Source organism: Cellulomonas soli (genome assembly GCF_013409305.1).
Taxonomy (GTDB): Bacteria; Actinomycetota; Actinomycetes; order Actinomycetales; family Cellulomonadaceae; genus Cellulomonas; species Cellulomonas soli.
In genome coordinates this window covers 3,952,383-3,968,075 of record NZ_JACBZJ010000001.1, presented here as the reverse complement: position 1 = coordinate 3,968,075, position 15,693 = coordinate 3,952,383, and the positions used below count along the sequence as shown (strand labels likewise).

Annotated in this window: 11 protein-coding genes and 1 tRNA gene; 9 read left to right on the top strand and 3 right to left on the bottom strand. The window is 73.5% G+C overall.

Annotation, left to right across the window (positions count from 1 at the left end):
• Nucleotides 1-157: 157 nt before the first annotated feature.
• The 5 genes from BKA22_RS18080 to BKA22_RS18060 all read left to right on the top strand — a co-directional run bounded on the left by BKA22_RS18080 (nt 158) and on the right by BKA22_RS18060 (nt 6,641).
• The gene (locus BKA22_RS18080) at nt 158-1,903 is read left to right on the top strand and encodes an ABC transporter ATP-binding protein (protein WP_146954334.1); all 1,746 of its coding nucleotides are present in this window, start codon (nt 158-160) and stop codon (nt 1,901-1,903) included.
• Nucleotides 1,903-3,861 carry an ABC transporter ATP-binding protein gene (locus BKA22_RS18075; RefSeq protein ID WP_146954335.1) on the top strand — a complete coding sequence of 653 codons (1,959 nt, stop codon included), beginning with the start codon at nt 1,903-1,905 and terminating at the stop codon, nt 3,859-3,861. The genes BKA22_RS18080 and BKA22_RS18075 overlap by 1 nt, the downstream gene beginning before the upstream one ends.
• Nucleotides 3,862-3,976: 115 nt before the next feature.
• Nucleotides 3,977-5,233, top strand: a complete 1,257-nt coding sequence (locus tag BKA22_RS18070) for an MFS transporter (RefSeq protein ID WP_146954336.1) — start codon at nt 3,977-3,979, stop codon at nt 5,231-5,233.
• Nucleotides 5,234-5,300: 67 nt separating this feature from the next.
• Nucleotides 5,301-6,140, top strand: a complete 840-nt coding sequence (locus BKA22_RS18065; RefSeq protein ID WP_146954337.1) for a TrmH family RNA methyltransferase — start codon at nt 5,301-5,303, stop codon at nt 6,138-6,140.
• A gap of 9 nt (nt 6,141-6,149) precedes the next feature.
• Complete coding sequence (locus BKA22_RS18060) at nt 6,150-6,641, top strand: hypothetical protein (protein WP_146954338.1); 492 nt, start codon at nt 6,150-6,152, stop codon at nt 6,639-6,641.
• A gap of 105 nt (nt 6,642-6,746) precedes the next feature.
• Here the strand turns inward: BKA22_RS18060 and BKA22_RS18055 are convergent, their stop codons facing one another.
• A complete protein-coding gene (locus tag BKA22_RS18055; protein WP_146954339.1) occupies nt 6,747-7,334 on the bottom strand; it encodes a YbaK/EbsC family protein in 588 nt (195 codons plus the stop codon).
• Nucleotides 7,335-7,398: 64 nt separating this feature from the next.
• The gene (locus BKA22_RS18050; protein WP_146954340.1) at nt 7,399-7,941 is read right to left on the bottom strand and encodes a YbhB/YbcL family Raf kinase inhibitor-like protein; all 543 of its coding nucleotides are present in this window, start codon (nt 7,939-7,941) and stop codon (nt 7,399-7,401) included.
• A gap of 243 nt (nt 7,942-8,184) precedes the next feature.
• Between BKA22_RS18050 and imuA' the strand changes: the two genes are divergently transcribed.
• The 3 genes from imuA' to BKA22_RS18035 are packed head-to-tail and all read left to right on the top strand — an operon-like array spanning nt 8,185 to nt 14,262.
• Entirely contained in the window at nt 8,185-9,039 is an 855-nt protein-coding gene (gene imuA' / locus BKA22_RS18045) for a DnaE2-dependent mutagenesis accessory factor ImuA' (RefSeq protein WP_179561853.1), read from the top strand.
• Nucleotides 9,036-10,730 (top strand): DNA polymerase Y family protein, encoded by a 1,695-nt coding sequence (locus BKA22_RS18040; protein ID WP_146954341.1) that lies wholly within the window; start codon nt 9,036-9,038, stop codon nt 10,728-10,730. Before imuA' ends, BKA22_RS18040 begins: the two co-directional genes overlap by 4 nt.
• The gene (locus BKA22_RS18035; RefSeq protein WP_146954342.1) at nt 10,723-14,262 is read left to right on the top strand and encodes a PHP domain-containing protein; all 3,540 of its coding nucleotides are present in this window, start codon (nt 10,723-10,725) and stop codon (nt 14,260-14,262) included. The genes BKA22_RS18040 and BKA22_RS18035 overlap by 8 nt, the downstream gene beginning before the upstream one ends.
• Here BKA22_RS18035 and BKA22_RS18030 read toward each other — a convergent pair.
• On the bottom strand, nt 14,245-15,420 hold the full coding sequence (locus tag BKA22_RS18030; RefSeq protein ID WP_146954343.1) for an AI-2E family transporter: 1,176 nt from the start codon (nt 15,418-15,420) through the stop codon (nt 14,245-14,247). The two genes, BKA22_RS18035 and BKA22_RS18030, sit on opposite strands and share 18 nt — an antisense overlap.
• A 147-nt stretch (nt 15,421-15,567) precedes the next feature.
• Between BKA22_RS18030 and BKA22_RS18025 the strand changes: the two genes are divergently transcribed.
• A tRNA-Leu gene (locus BKA22_RS18025) sits at nt 15,568-15,650 on the top strand.
• Nucleotides 15,651-15,693: the final 43 nt, after the last annotated feature.

Here is a 15,693-nt window from a genome sequence, read left to right as displayed (position 1 = left end):
CGAGGACCCGGGGGTGCGCCGCCTCGCTGCGCCGTGAGCGAAACGCCATGCGGGACGCGGACCCCGGGGGTGCTATCGGCTTGTCGGGGTGCGGACCTGCGGCCTAGCGTCACCTGGCGGGTCCGCACCTCGGGCCTCGCACCACCCGGGAGGCTCCGTGCTCGTCCAGCTCCTGCGCCATCACCTGCGCCCCTACCGCGCCGCCGTCGCCGCGATCCTCGTCCTGCAGCTCGTGCAGACCGTCGCGACGCTGTGGCTGCCCAGCCTCAACGCCCGGATCATCGACGACGGCGTCGTCCAGGGCGACACGGCCGCGATCTGGCGCATCGGCGCCATCATGCTCGCGGTCAGCTTCGTCCAGGTCGTCGGCGCTGTCGCCGCCGTGTACTACGGCGCCCGCACGTCCATGGCCTTCGGGCGTGACGTGCGCGGACGGCTGTTCGGGCACGTGCAGACGTTCTCCGCGCAGGAGGTCGGCAAGTTCGGCGCGCCCACGCTGATCACCCGCACGACCAACGACGTGCAGCAGGTGCAGATGGTCGTGCTCATGTCGTTCACGATGCTGCTGATGGCGCCGATCATGCTCGTCGGCGGCGTCGTGATGGCCCTGCAGGAGGACGTGGCGCTGTCCGGCATCCTCGTCGTGGCCGTCCCCGTGCTGGGTGTCGTCGTCGGGCTCGTGATCAGCCGGATGATCCCGTACTTCCGGCAGGTGCAGAAGCGGATCGATGCGATCAACCGGGTCATGCGCGAGCAGATCGCGGGCGTGCGCGTCGTGCGGGCGTTCGTGCGCGAGCGGCAGGAGTCGGCCCGGTTCGCGGTGGCGAACACCGAGCTGTTCGACTCCTCGCTGCGCGTGGGTCGGCTGATGGCCGTGATGTTCCCGGTCGTCATGCTCGTGATGAACGTGACGAGCATCGCGGTGCTGTGGTTCGGCGCCGGTCGCATCGAGAGCGGTGCCATGCAGATCGGGGCGCTGACCGCGTTCCTGAGCTACATCATGTACATCCTCATGGCCGTGATGATGTCCACGATGATGTTCGTCATGGTCCCGCGGGCCGTCGTGTCCGCCGAGCGCATCGGTGAGGTCCTCGAGACGTCCACCTCGGTGCTGGCTCCCGTCGAGCCGACCGCGCTGCCGGAGGGCGTCGGTGCCCGGCCGGGTCTGCTCGAGCTGCGCGGCGTGGAGTTCCGTTACCCCGGGGCCGAGCAGGCCGTGCTGCAGGGCGTCGACCTGGTGGCCGCGCCCGGCCGCACGACCGCGATCATCGGCTCGACCGGTTCGGGCAAGACGACGCTGCTCAACCTCGTGCCGCGGCTGTTCGACGTGACCGACGGCGCCGTGCTGCTCGACGGGGTGGACGTGCGCGACATCGAGCCCGAGGTGCTGTGGTCGCAGGTCGGGCTCGTCCCGCAGAAGCCGTACCTGTTCTCCGGGACGATCCGCTCCAACCTGCTGTACGGGCGCCCCGATGCGACGGACGAGGAGCTGTGGCACGCGCTGACCGTCGCGCAGGCGCGGCCCTTCGTCGAGGCGCTCGCCGAGGGGCTCGACGCACCGATCACGCAGGGTGGCACCAACGTGTCCGGCGGGCAGAGACAACGGCTCGCCATCGCGCGGGCACTGGTCAGACGCCCGAAGGTCTACCTGTTCGACGACTCGTTCTCCGCGCTCGACTACGCCACCGATGCAGCCCTGCGGGCGGCGCTGGTGCCCGAGACGCGCGAGGCCACCGTGCTCGTCGTGGCCCAGCGGGTCGCCACGATCCGGCACGCCGACCAGATCGTCGTGCTCGAGGACGGCAAGGTCGTCGCCGTCGGTACGCACACCGAGCTGCTGGAGTCGTCCCAGACGTACCGCGAGATCGTGTACTCGCAGGTCAGTGAGCAGGAGGCTGCCTGATGAGCACCACCGCACCGTCCCCGCGCCGTCGCCCGGTCGCCCCCGGGCCCATGGGTCACATGGGCATGCCGGGGGAGAAGTCGATGAACTTCCGCGGCTCGAGCCGTCGCCTCCTGCAGGTGCTGCGCCCCGAGCGCGTCCGGCTCGTGCTCGTCGTCCTGCTCTCGGTCGCCTCGGTGGCGCTCGCCGTGGCGGGCCCGCGCCTGCTCGGGCAGGCCACCAACGTGATCTTCAACGGGTTCATCGGGTCGAAGCTGCCGGCCGGGATCAGCCAGGCCGACGCCGTCGCGGCCCTGCGGGCGCAGGGTCAGGGCACGCAGGCCGACATGCTCGCCGCGATGGACGTCGTCCCGGGCCAGGGCATCGACACCGGTGCGCTCGGGCGGATCCTGCTCGTCGTGCTCGCCGTCTACGTCGGCTCCTTCGCGTTCGGCTGGGTGCAGGGCCGCGTCACCGCCGGTGTCGTGCAGCGCACCGTCTACCGGATGCGCGAGGAGGTCGAGGCCAAGCTCTCGCGCCTGCCGCTGCGCTACGTCGACGGGCAGCCGCGCGGCGAGCTGCTCAGCCGGGTCACCAACGACATCGACAACGTCGCCCAGACCATGCAGCAGACGCTGTCCCAGCTCATCACCTCGGTGCTCACCGTCGTCGGCGTGCTCGCCATGATGTTCTGGATCTCGCCCCTGCTGGCCGTGATCGCCCTGGTCACCGTGCCGCTGTCGGTCCTCGTGGCCGCCATGATCGCCAAGCGGTCCCGCCCCCAGTTCATCGAGCAGTGGGCCTGGACGGGCAAGCTCAACGCGCACATCGAGGAGATGTACACCGGGCACTCGCTCGTCACCGTCTTCGGCCGCCAGGAGGAGGCCGCGCAGGTCTTCGCCGAACGCAACGAGGCGCTGTACGAGGCGAGCTTCAAGGCCCAGTTCATCTCCGGGGTCATCCAGCCCGCCCTCGGGTTCATCTCCAACCTCAACTACCTCGTGGTGGCCGTCGTCGGCGGGCTGCAGGTCGCCTCCGGCACGATCTCGCTGGGCGACGTGCAGGCGTTCATCCAGTACTCGCGGCAGTTCACCCAGCCGATCACCCAGATCGCCTCGATGGCCAACCTGCTGCAGTCCGGCATCGCCTCCGCCGAGCGGGTCTTCGAGCTGCTCGACGCCCCCGACCAGACGCCCGACCCGCTCGAGCCCGCGGTCCTGCCGCGGCCCACCCGTGGGCGCGTCGCGTTCGAGGACGTCGCGTTCCGCTACGAGGCCGACACCCCGCTGATCGACGACCTGTCGCTGGTCGCCGAACCCGGCGAGACGATCGCGATCGTCGGACCCACCGGCGCGGGCAAGACGACCCTGGTCAACCTGCTCATGCGGTTCTACGAGGTCGACGGCGGACGCATCACGCTCGACGGGATCGACACCCGCGACCTGACGCGGGACGCGCTGCGCTCGCAGACCGGCATGGTCCTGCAGGACACCTGGCTGTTCGGCGGGACGATCGCGGAGAACATCGCCTACGGCGTCGACGGGGCCACCCGTGAGCAGATCGTCGCCGCGGCGCAGGCCACGCACGTGGACCGGTTCGTGCGCACCCTGCCCGACGGCTACGACACGCGCATCGACGACGAGGGCGCCGCGGTGTCCGCCGGTGAGAAGCAGCTGCTGACCATCGCCCGGGCGTTCCTGGCCGACCCCTCGATCCTCATCCTCGACGAGGCGACGTCCTCGGTGGACACCCGGACCGAGGTGCTCGTGCAGCAGGCCATGGCCGCGCTGCGCACGGGGCGCACGTCGTTCGTCATCGCTCACCGCCTGTCGACGATCCGCGACGCCGACACGATCCTGGTGATGGAGCACGGCGCGATCGTCGAGCAGGGTTCGCACGCCGAGCTGCTCGAGGCCGACGGGGCGTACGCACGGCTGTACGCCTCGCAGTTCGCCGCGGCCGTGGTCGACGAGGTCTGAACCGGGACGGACCGCCCTGCGTCGGACACCCTGCGGGTGAGCCCTCGCGGGGCGGTCGGCGCGTCCGGACCAAGGGCCGGTCGGTGCCCGTCGGCGCGGGCGTACCCTCGTCCGCGTGACGACGCCACCGGCAGGGACCTCGGCAGCCGGTGACCAGGCCCGCGGGTTCCCCCGCGACCGGTTCACGGTGTCGCTGTACGGCACGTTCGTCGTGTGGGGATGGCTGCTCTACAGCTTCAACCCGAGCGTCCCGCTGCTCGCCGACGACCTCGACCTCACCGGGGCCCAGGCCGGTCTGCACGGCACTGCGATGGCGGTCGGCGCGATCGTGTCCGCCGCGGCGACCCCGCGGCTCGTGCGTGCGCTCGGTCGACGCACGACGCTGCTGCTGGCCGGGGCGACCCTCGTGCTCGGCGTGACCCTGCTGGTGCTCGCCCCCGCCCTCGTGTGGACCCTCAGCGGGGTCGCGCTGCTGGCGGCCGGCGGCAACACCTCGGTGTCCGCCGCGCAGGCCGGCCTCGCCCTGCACCACGGCCACCGGGCCTCGGCGGCGCTCACCGAGGCCAACGGCGTCGGGTCGGCCATCGGCCTGCTCGGTCCGCTCGCCGTCGGCGTGACCGTGGGGATCGGCTGGGGCTGGCGGCCGGCCGTGGCCGTGACCGCGCTGCTCATGGTCGTGGCCATGGTGATGCAGTCCCGCCTTCCCGTCGGCGGGGCGATGACCCGCCCGCGTTCCGGCGCCGACGAGGGTGCGCACCCCGACGGCGGGGTTCCGCGCAGCGCCGGATGGAACCTGGCAGGGACGTGCTTCCTGCTGTCGATCGTCGCAGCCATCGCGCTGGAGAACGCCACCACCTACTGGTCCACCGACCTCGTCATCGAGAGGACCGGCGCCGACGCCGGGATCTCCGTGGCGACCACCGCCGGACTCGTGGCCGGCATGTCGGTGATCCGGTTCGTCGTCGGGCCGCTGTCGCTGCGCATCCCGCCCGCGCGGATCCTCGCCGTCTCGTTCCTCGTCGCGATCGCCGGCTGGGCGGTGCTGTGGACCGCCACGACCCCCGCGATGGCGCTCGTCGGCCTGGTCATCGCCGGGTTCGGGTACGGCGTGCAGTACCCCATGTCCATCGCGCTCCTGCTGGCCACCGCGGACGGCGCGACCGATGCCGCGCAGGCGCGCGCCACGCTCGGGGGCGGACTGGCCATCGGGGTCGCCCCGTTCGCGCTCGGGGCGCTCGCCGACGCCGTGGGGACCTACCAGGCGTTCGTGATCGTCCCCGTGGTCGCGGTGGCCGGGTTCATCGTGGCGGTCGTCGGCGGACGGGCCCTGACCCGCAGGACCGCGCTCGCCGCGGACGTCGTCGTCGGCTGAGTCCTGCCCTCGCCCGGTACGCGAGCAGCGGCGCGGGTGCACGCGCGGGGGCTGGGAAGATGGGCTCGTGCCCCGGCCCGACCTGCAGACCGTCACCGACCCCACCGACCCCCGGCTCGCCGACTACGTCTCGCTGACCGACGTCGCCCTGCGCTCGCGGCACGAGCCCGCCAAGGGCCTCTACATCGCCGAGAGCTCCACCGTGCTCGGCCGCGCGCTCGCCGCCGGGCACCGGCCCCGCTCCGTGCTCCTGGCCCCGCGTTGGGTGAGCGACCTGGAGCGCATGCTCGCTGCCCTGCCCGACGACGGCACGAGCGTGCCGGTGTACGTCGCCGAGGAGCCCGTGCTCGAGCAGATCACCGGCTTCCACGTGCACCGTGGCGCGCTGGCGTCCATGCACCGGCCCGTGCTGCCCGACGTCGGCGAGCTGCTGGCGGGCGCGCGGGGAGGAGCCGGGGCGCGACGGGTCGCGGTGCTCGAGGACGTCGTCGACCACACGAACGTCGGGGCGGCGTTCCGGAGCGCGGCGGCGCTCGGGGTCGACGCGGTGCTGGTCACCCCGCGGTGCGCCGACCCGCTGTACCGACGATCCGTGCGGGTCTCGATGGGCACGGTGTTCCAGGTGCCGTGGACCCGCATCGACCCCTGGCCCGAGGGCGTCGAGGTGCTGCGCGAGGCGGGGTTCGTGACCGCGGCGCTCGCCCTGAGCGACGACTCGATCACGCTCGACGAGCTCGTGGCCGATCAGCCCGAGCGGCTCGCGCTGGTGCTCGGTGCGGAGGGGCACGGGCTCAAGGACGGCACGATCGCGGCGTGCGACCGGGTGGTGCGGATCCCGATGGCGGGGGGAGTCGACTCGCTCAACGTGGCGGCCGCAGCCGCGGTGGCCTTCTGGGCGACGCGCTAGCCTGACCCGATGCGACGGCGTCGGACGAAGAGTGCTCGCGAGGAGTTGGATCTCGCCGGACGCCAGTGGCCGAAGGTGCTGTCCTGCGATACGGACGCGTATGTCGTCAGCACCAGTTCCGACGTGTTGATGCGTGCTGCCGCGGGTGTGCGACTCGCGGCGACCCTCGACCTTGACAACGCATCTGACACGTTGCTTTCTCTGCTGCACGATCCGGAGAACACCTTCGTCACGCAAGAGACCGCGGAGGCGCTCGTCGGTCGTCGTGACCATCAGGGACTCCGCCTGCTCTTGCGCGCCTACGCCGATGCAGACGAGCTCAGCGGCTACTACATCCGCGACGCCATCGTCTGGCCGCCCGCAGAGGTCGACTACCCGGAGGTCGCTCCGGAGATGGATGAACGCAGGTCGCTCCTCGACGACCTCGCGCACGACCCCGATGCCGAGGTGGCGAAGGCCGCCCGACTGCTGCTCACGGCGCTCGCCGGCGGCACCATCTGAGCGCTCGGGGTCGACCCTGGGCTGGTCACCTCGCGGTGTGCCGACCCGCTGTACCCGCGCTCCGCCGGGTGTCGATGGGCATGGTGTTCCAGAGGTGGCGGTGACCTACGCCAGGGCGAGGCCCTCGACGACCTCGACGCCCGGGGCGCGACCGAGCAGCGTGCCGGGCAGGGCGACCTTGGAGCGCCGCAAGCCGCTGCCGATGATGACCCGCCCGCCGGCGTCCGGGTCGTCGGCCACCACGCGTGAGTCGAGCAGCAGGCGGTAGCCGGCCGGCAGGCCGATCGGGGTGATCCCGCCGTACTCCATGCCGGACTCGGCCGTGGCGCGGTCCATCGGCAGGAACGAGGCCTTGCGCACGTCGAGCAGGCGCTTGACCGTCGTGTTGACGTCGGCGCGTGTCGTGGCACGCACGAGGGCCGCGGCGACGCGCTCGTCGCCCTCGCGGCGGCCGGCGACCAGGACGCAGTTGACCGAGGCGGCCAGCGGCAGGTCGTACGCCTGGGTCATCGCCGCGGTGTCGGCCAGCTCGGGGTCGATCTGCGCGACGAGCACCGACGCGGCCACCGACGCGTCCGTCTCGGCCCAGGCCAGCAGCGCGGCGTGCGTCGACGGTGCGAGCAGCGCGGGGTGATCCACGGCCCGCAGCCAGGTGAGGGTGTCGGTGGGGGTCGTCGTGGTCGAGGTGGGCATGGCGGCAGGGTAGCCACGTGCGGGCAGCGCGCGGCACAGGGTGACCGCCAGGTGGTCGACCGGGTCAGCGCTGGTAGGTGCCGACCAGCACCGCGCGGGCCAGCGTGTGCAGCACCGCCGCGGTGTTCGCCGCCCCGGGCATCGCGTCGGGTCCGACCCCCAGGTGCTCCACGTCGAGGGCGTGCACCGCGAACAGGTACCGGTGCACCTGGTCGCCGGGCGGGGGAGCAGCCCCGACGTACCCGGCGATGCCGTCGTCGCCCCGCAGCTGGTGGGCGCCCGTGGGCAGGGCGTGACCGTCGGGGGTCCCGGCGCCGCGAGGCAGCGAGGTCGTCGTCCGTGGCACGTCGACCAGCGTCCAGTGCCACCAGCCCGACGGTCCGGGGGCGTCCGGGTCGAAGCAGGAGACCAGGAACGAGCGGGTCGCCGCAGGGAACCCCGACCAGGTCAGGTGCGGTGAGGCGCCCAGACCCCCTGCGGCTGCGGTGAGGGCGTCGGGCAGGCGGTGGCCCGCGGCGAGGTCGTCGCTGAGCAGGGTGAACGTGGGTACCGGCGGCAGCAGCCCGTACGGCTCGGGGGCGACCGGACGGGTGATCGGCTGGGACAACGGGGGCTCCGTGCGGTGTGCGGGCGGTGTGCGGGCGGGTTGCGGGCGGTGGTGCGGGTGCGCCCATCGTGGCCCTCGGCGGGCGGATTGACACCCCGGGACTGTCGGCGTGTACTGGCATGATCGAACACATGTTCGAGTGAACGATACGATGCAGCACTGCCGTCGCACACCTGGTGCGTCGGCGTGGTGGTGTCGTCGGACAGGTGCACAGCGGTGCAGGACGGGTAGGAGGTGGGTGCCGTGACGGTCGAGACCGCCGTCGAGGAGCAGGCGCTCGCCCGTGCCGGGATCACGGATCGGGCGGCCCGTGCGCGGGCGGTGCTGGCGCACGCCGAGCGGCGCACGGGTGCGCGGAGCCTGACGGTGTCCCCGGTGTCCCCGGCCCCCGCGGTGCCTGCACCCGTGCCGACGGTCTCCCAGCTGACCACCTCCGAGCTGACCACCTCCGAGCTGACCACCTCCCTGCTGACCACCGAGCGGCCGCCGCTGCCCGTACCCCCGGCGCTGGCGCCCGTGCTGCCCGACGGGCTGCGTCGGGGTGCCACCACGGTCGTCCTCGGTTCCACCTCGCTCGTCCTGGCGCTGCTCGCGCACGCGTGCGCCGGGGGCGCGTGGGCTGCGCTCGTCGGGCAGCCCGCGGTCGGTCTGCTCGCCGCGGCCCAGGCCGGCGTCGCGCTCGAACGCCTCGCCGTGGTGCCCGCACCCGGGCCGGACGCCGCCCTCGTGGTGGCGGCCCTCGTCGACGGGCTCGACGTCGTCCTGGTCGGGCCGCAGGTGGTGCTCACCGACGTCGACCGGCGGCGGTTGTCCGCCCGTGCCCGTGAGCGCGGTGCCGTGCTGCTGTCGACCGCGCCCTGGGTGGGTGCCGGGGCGGTGCTGGAGGTCGAACCGGGTCGGTGGGCGGGGGTCGGCGCGGGTGAGGGGTACCTGCGCACGCACGAGGTCACGGTGCTGCGCAGCGGACGCGGCAGCGCCGCCGTGCCCCGGTCGGTCGAGCTGACGCTGCCGTTGCCGCGCCCCGGCGAGGGGCCCGTGCCCGACGGCACCACCACCCTGGTGAGGCCCGCACGGACCGGGTTGAGGCTCGTCGGATGAGCACCCGCACCACCGTCCTGTGGGTCCCCGACTGGCCGGTCGTCGCCGCGGCCGCCGTCGAACGCACGCCCGTGCACGTGCCCGCCGCGGTGCACGACGGGCGACGGCTCACCGCCGTGTCCGAGCTCGCCCGTGCGCAGGGCGTGCGTCGCGGCATGCGGCGACGGCAGGCGCAGGGCGTGTGCCCCGAGCTGGTGCTGCTGCCCGCCGACGACGCGCGCGACGTGCGCCTGTTCGAACCGGTCGCCGCCGCCGCCGAGACCGTGGTCGCCGGGATCGAGGTGGCCCGCGCCGGGCTGCTCCTGCTGCCGGCGTCCGGGGCGAGCCGCTACCACGGCTCGGAGGAGGCGCTCGCGGAGCTGCTGGTCGCCGCCGTCGGCGAGGCGACGGGTCACGAGTGCGCGGTCGGCACCGCCGACGGGCTGCTGGCCGCCGTGCTCGCCGCCCGCACCGGGTCGGCGGTCCCCGCAGGCGGTTCGCCGGCGTTCCTGGCACCGCGCGGGGTCGGCGAGCTGGTGCACGCCACCGTCAGCGACGACGTCGCGGCGGCGGTCGCCGACCTCGTCGACCTGTGGCACCGGCTCGGGCTGCGCACCCTCGGCCAGATCGCGGCGCTGCCGCGCACCGACGTGCACGCCCGGTTCGGCCCGCTGGGGGTGTGGGCGCACACCCTGGCCTGCGGCCGCGACGAGCGCCCCCCGGCCCGCCGGCGGCCCGAGGCCGACCTCGAGGTCTCCGCCGCGCTCGACCCCCCGGTCGACCGTGTCGACACCGCCACGTTCGCCGGGCGTCGGCTGGCCGAGCAGCTGCACGACCTGCTCGTGCAGCGGGCCGTCTCGTGCGGGCGCCTGCAGATCGCCGCGCGCACCGACGACGGCGAGGAGCTCGTGCGCACCTGGCGCACCGACCTGGGCGGCTGGGGCGGGCTCACACCGGCTCGCATCACCGACCGGATCCGCTGGCAGCTCGAGGGCTGGCTCACCGGCGCCGCGATCGAGGCCGCCCGGGAACGCTCGCGGCTGACCGGTGGTCGCGACCGTCGGCGTCGTTCCCGTGACCCGCACGACGACGACCTGCTGGAGGTGCCCGACCCGGACCTGCTGGGGGAGGAGCACCCCGTCACGCTCGTGCACCTGACGGTCACCGCGCTCGACGTCGCCCCCGCAGGTGCCGAGCAGGGACGGCTGTGGGGAGGGCCGTCCGGTGGTGACCTGCGTGCGCACCGGGCGCTGGACCGGGTGCAGGGCATCGTCGGGCTCGACGGTGTGCTGCAGGCGACCCTGCAGGGTGGGCGTGACGTGCGCGACCAGGTGCACCTGCGCCCCTGGGGTGAGCAGTCCGCCCCCGGGCGTCCGCTGGACCGCCCCTGGCCGGGCCGCCTCCCGGACCCGGCCCCCGCGACCGTGCCGCCCGCGCCCGAGCCGCTCGACGTGCTCGACGCCGACGGGGTGCCCGTGGGGGTGGACTCCCGGTGCCGCCTGACCGCGGCCCCGGCGACCGTGCGGTGGCGCCCGCACGGCGACCCGGTCCGCGCCGTCGTCGGCTGGGCCGGACCGTGGCTGCTCACCCAGCGCTGGTGGGTCGCCGGCGCCGCCCCCCGCGCCCACCTGCAGGTCACGCTCGACGACCGGCAGGCGCTGCTGCTGGCCGGCACCCCCGACGGGTGGGTCTGCGAGGCGACCTATGACTGAGCCGACCCCTCGCTACGCCGAGCTGCACGCGCACTCCGCGTTCAGCTTCCTCGACGGCGCCAGCCAGCCCGAGGAGCTGGCCGCCGAGGCCGCCCGGCTGGGCCTGGAGGCGCTGGCCATCACCGACCACGACGGCCTGTACGGCGTGGTCCGGTTCTCCGAGGCTGCCCGTGCCGTGAACCTGCCGACGGTGTTCGGCGCCGAGCTGCACCTGCCCGCCCCCGACGGACGACGCCACCCGAACGAGCGTGCACCGCGCCCCGGACCGCCCGTGCTGGACCCGCCGACCGGCATCCCGGACCCGCGCTCGACGCACCTGGTGGTTCTCGCACGCGGTCCGGACGGGTACCGGGGGCTGTCGAGGGCGATCGCCGAGGCGCACCTGCGCACCGGACGCAAGGGAGCCGCCGACCACCGGCTCGAGACGCTCGCCGAGGCCGCCGCCGGGCAGTGGCTCGTGCTCACCGGCTGCCGCAAGGGTGCCGTCCGGCGCGCGCTCGCGGGCGGCGACCCGTCGGGCACCGTCGCGGTCGCGCCCGGCGGGTTCGACGCGGCGCGCACCGAGCTGGACCGGCTCGTGGCCCTGTTCGGCCGGGAGAACGTCGCCGTGGAGCTCACGGCGTCCGGCACCCCGCAGGACGCCGAACGTGCCGACGCGCTCGCGGTGCTCGCTGACACGCTGCGCCTGCCGCTGGCGGCCACGGGCAACGTGCACCACGCGACCCCGCGCGACGCCGACCTCGCAGCCGCCCTCGCGGCCGTCAGGGCACGCTCGTCGTTGGAGGACATGGACGGCTGGCTGCCCGGGGCGCTGGTCGCGCACCTGCGTTCGGCGGCGGAGATGGCGGTGCTGCACAGGCGGTATCCGCAGGCGGTGCGTACGGCGGCCGACCTGGGTGTCGAGTGCGCGTTCGACCTGCGGCTGGTCGCCCCGGACCTGCCGCCGTACCCCGTGCCGCCCGGGCACACGGAGGCGACCTGGCTGCGCGAGCTGGTCCGGCGTGGTGCGGAGGACCTGTACGGCCACCCGGGGCACGAACGGGTGCCCGGGGCGTACGCCCAGCTCGAGCACGAGCTGACCGTCATCGAGGGGCTCGGGTTCCCCGGGTACTTCCTCGTCGTGTACGACCTGGTCGACTTCTGCCGCAAGAACGGGATCCTCGCCCAGGGGCGCGGCTCGGCCGCGAACTCGGCGGTCTGCTACGCGCTGCGCGTGACCGCGGTCGACGCGGTGCGCCACGGCCTGCTGTTCGAGCGGTTCCTGGCCCCCGAACGGGACGGCCCGCCGGACATCGACGTCGACATCGAGTCGGCCCGCCGTGAGGAGGTCATCCAGTACGTGTACCGCACGCACGGCCGCCGGCACGCGGCGCAGGTGGCCAACGTCATCTCCTACCGTCCGCGCTCGGCCGTGCGCGACGCGGCCCGCGCGCTCGGGTACGACGCCGGTCAGCAGGACGCGTGGGCGTCGGGCATCGAGCGCTGGGGGAGCCTGCGTGGTCCGGAGCGGGACAGCCCGTGGTGGACGATGCACCGCTCGGGTCCGGTCGGCCCGGTGGCCGGAGGGTCGCCTGCAGCGGTCGGGAGGCGTGACGGCGACGGCGTGCTGTGGAGCACGCAGCACGAGCCGGCACCCGTGGCGCGCCGCCGGGCCGCACCGGGTCCGGGGGAGCCGACCGTCGACCGGCACGACGTGGTCCCCCCGGTCGCGCCGCCGCCGGCCGACGCCCTCGACGAGATCCCGGACCAGGTGATCGACCTGGCCGAACGGTTCCTGCGGCTGCCCCGGCACCTGGGCATCCACTCCGGCGGCATGGTCATGTGCGACCGCCCGGTCATCGAGGTGTGCCCGGTGGAGTGGGCGCGGATGCCGGGTCGCACGGTGCTGCAGTGGGACAAGGAGGACTGCGCGGACGCCGGGCTGGTGAAGTTCGACCTGCTGGGTCTGGGCATGCTCACCGCGTTGCGCCTGGCGTTCGGGTTCGTGCGTGAGCACGAGGGTGTCGATCTGGACCTGCACGCCCTGCCTCCGGAGGACCCGCTGGTGTACGACCTGCTGTGCGCGGCGGACACCGTAGGGGTGTTCCAGGTGGAGTCGCGCGCGCAGATGGGCACGTTGCCGCGCCTGCAGCCGAAGACGTTCTACGACATCGTCATCGAGGTCGCGCTCATCCGCCCCGGGCCGATCCAGGGCGGTTCGGTGCACCCGTACATCGAGCGATACCGCGGACGGCAGAAGGTGACCTACCCGCACCCGAAGCTGGAGAAGTCGCTCAAGCGCACCCTGGGCGTCCCGCTGTTCCAGGAGCAGCTCATGCAGATGGCGATCGACGTGGCCGACTTCACGCCCACCGAGGCCGACCAGCTGCGCCGGGCGATGGGTTCCAAGCGGTCGGTCGAGCGCATGGAGGCGTTGCGGGCCCGGCTGATGGCGGGCATGGCGAACAACGGTGTCGACGAGCGGACCCGTGAGGAGATCTTCGACAAGCTCAGGGCGTTCGCCGACTTCGGCTTCCCCGAGTCGCACGCGTACTCGTTCGCGTTCCTGGTGTACGCCAGCTCGTGGCTCAAGGTGCACCACCCGGCGGCGTTCTACGCGGGCATCCTGGCGGCCCAGCCGATGGGCTTCTACTCCCCGCAGACCCTGGCCGCGGACGCCCGTCGGCACGGTCTGGCGGTGCTGCGCCCGGACGTGCAGACCTCGGCCGTGCAGGCGTGCGTGGAGCGCACGGGGCCGACGCGGACCGGGGGCGAGCCGCGCCTGGTCCCCGTGCCCAGCGGCACGGCCCGGGTCCGTCCGCCGGGTGAGGCCACAGGGGAGCAGCGTTCGCTCGCGGTGCGGCTCGGCCTGGCCGCGGTGCGCTCGGTCGGCGCGGACGTGGCCGAACGCGTGGTCGCCGAGCGCCGGGTGCGTGGGCCGTTCGTCGACCTGCGCGACCTGGTGCGCCGGGTGCGGCTGTCCACCGCCCAGCTGGAGTCGCTCGCGACCGCGGGCGCGCTCGACAGCCTGGGTGTGACCCGTCGGGAGGCGTTGTGGGCCGCCGGGGCGCTCGCCCAGGAGGGCCCCGACACGCTCCCGGGTGTCTCGGTCGGCATCAGCGCCCCCACGCTGCCGGGGCTGAGCGAGGTCGAGACCGCGACGGCCGACGTGTGGGCCACGGGCGTCTCGGTCGACTCCTACCCGACGCAGTTCCTGCGCGAGGGGCTCGACGAGGCCGGGGTGCTGCGCGTCGAGCAGGTGTACCGGCACGAGGTGGGTCGGCGGGTGGCGGTCGCCGGTGTGGTCACGCACCGTCAACGGCCGGGCACGGCCCGCGGGGTGACGTTCCTGTCGTTGGAGGACGAGACGGGCCTGCTCAACGTCATCTGCTCCTCGGGGCTGTGGCAGCGGTTCCGGACGACGGCGCGCACCTCGCGGGCGCTGGTCGTGCGCGGTCGTCTGGAGCGTGCCGACGGGGCCACGAACCTGGTCGCCGAGCACCTGGCCCCGCTGTCGCTGCGCGTGCGGTCGTCCTCACGCGACTTCCGGTGACATCCCGTCCGTCGTCCGGCCCCGCACGGGCGCACGTTCGGCGTCGGACGGGCCCGCCTCGGGCGCGGGACCTGCGTCGGTGTGGTCCGTCGGGGGTTCGAGCGTGCGCAGCTTGGCGAAGACCGACCAGGCGACCGCGACGAGTGGCACGGCGATGACCGCGCCGAGGATCCCGGCGGTCAGTGTGCCCGCCGTGACCGCAAGCGCGATGACGACGGGGTGCAGCGAGACCTGCTTGCCCATGACGATGGGCTGCAGTACGTGCCCCTCGAACTGCCCGATGAGCGCGATGCCGACGCCGACGGCCACCGCCGACCACAGGCCGTTGGCGGCCAGAGCGACGATCATCGCCACGATCATGGCCGCGGGTGCGCCTACCAGCGGGATGAACGCCCCGATGAGGACGAGCACGGCCAGGGGCGCCGACAGCGGCACGCGCAGCACCGAGAGCAGGATGAACGCGAAGATCCCGTCGGTGACGGCGATGATCACGGTCCCTCGGGTGTACCCCGAGAACGTGTACCAGCCGACGCCGCCGGCCTGGTGCCACGTCTCCCGCACGCGCGTGGGCAGCTGGTTGAGGAACCACGTCCACATCTCGCGCCCGCGGGCGAGGAAGAACACCGAGCAGAAGATGGCCAGGGCGAGCGCCGTGAACACCTCGACGACCGAACCTGCGCGCGTGGCCGCCTGGCCGGCGATCTCACCGGCATGGTCCTGCACCCACTGCTGGGCGGTGGCGATCCACTCGTTGATCTGGTCGTTGGTGATCTGGACCGGCAGCCGCCCGCTCTCCAGGTACGTGAGCAGCTCGGCGATGCCGTCACCGAACGTGACCGACAGCGCGTTCCACTGGTTGACGATCGAGTAGGCCACGTAGGCGAGCAGGCCGAGGAAGACGAGGATGCCGGAGAGCAGTCCGAGCCCGGTGGCCAGGGCGCGGGGCATGACCTTGGCGAGGGTGTCGACGAGCGGGCGCAGCACGGCGGTGAAGACCAGTGCCATGAAGACGGCGATGAACAGCAGCTGGACGCGCGAGGTCGCGTAGAACACCAACGACACCGCTGCGACCACGACGAGCAGCCGCCACGACACCCCGGCGATGGCTCGCAGCCAGTGCGGTGCGGTGTGCTCGACGTGCCCGGACTGGTCGCTCATCCGGCCATTCTGCTCACGTCGGGCCCTGCTGCGCCGCGGGACGCACCCAGGGGTGCGCAGCCGGGGGTGGATGCGGGTCCGAGGGCGCCGCCGTGCTATGTTTTCTGCCGCACCAAGGGGCGCCCACGGGCTCCCGAAGGTCCACCTGTCCGGGTGGCGGAATGGCAGACGCGCTAGCTTGAGGTGCTAGTGCCCTAACGGGCGTGGGGGTTCAAGTCCCCCTCCGGACACTCGTTGAGACAGCGACGACGAAGGCCTCGATCCCCGCCAGGA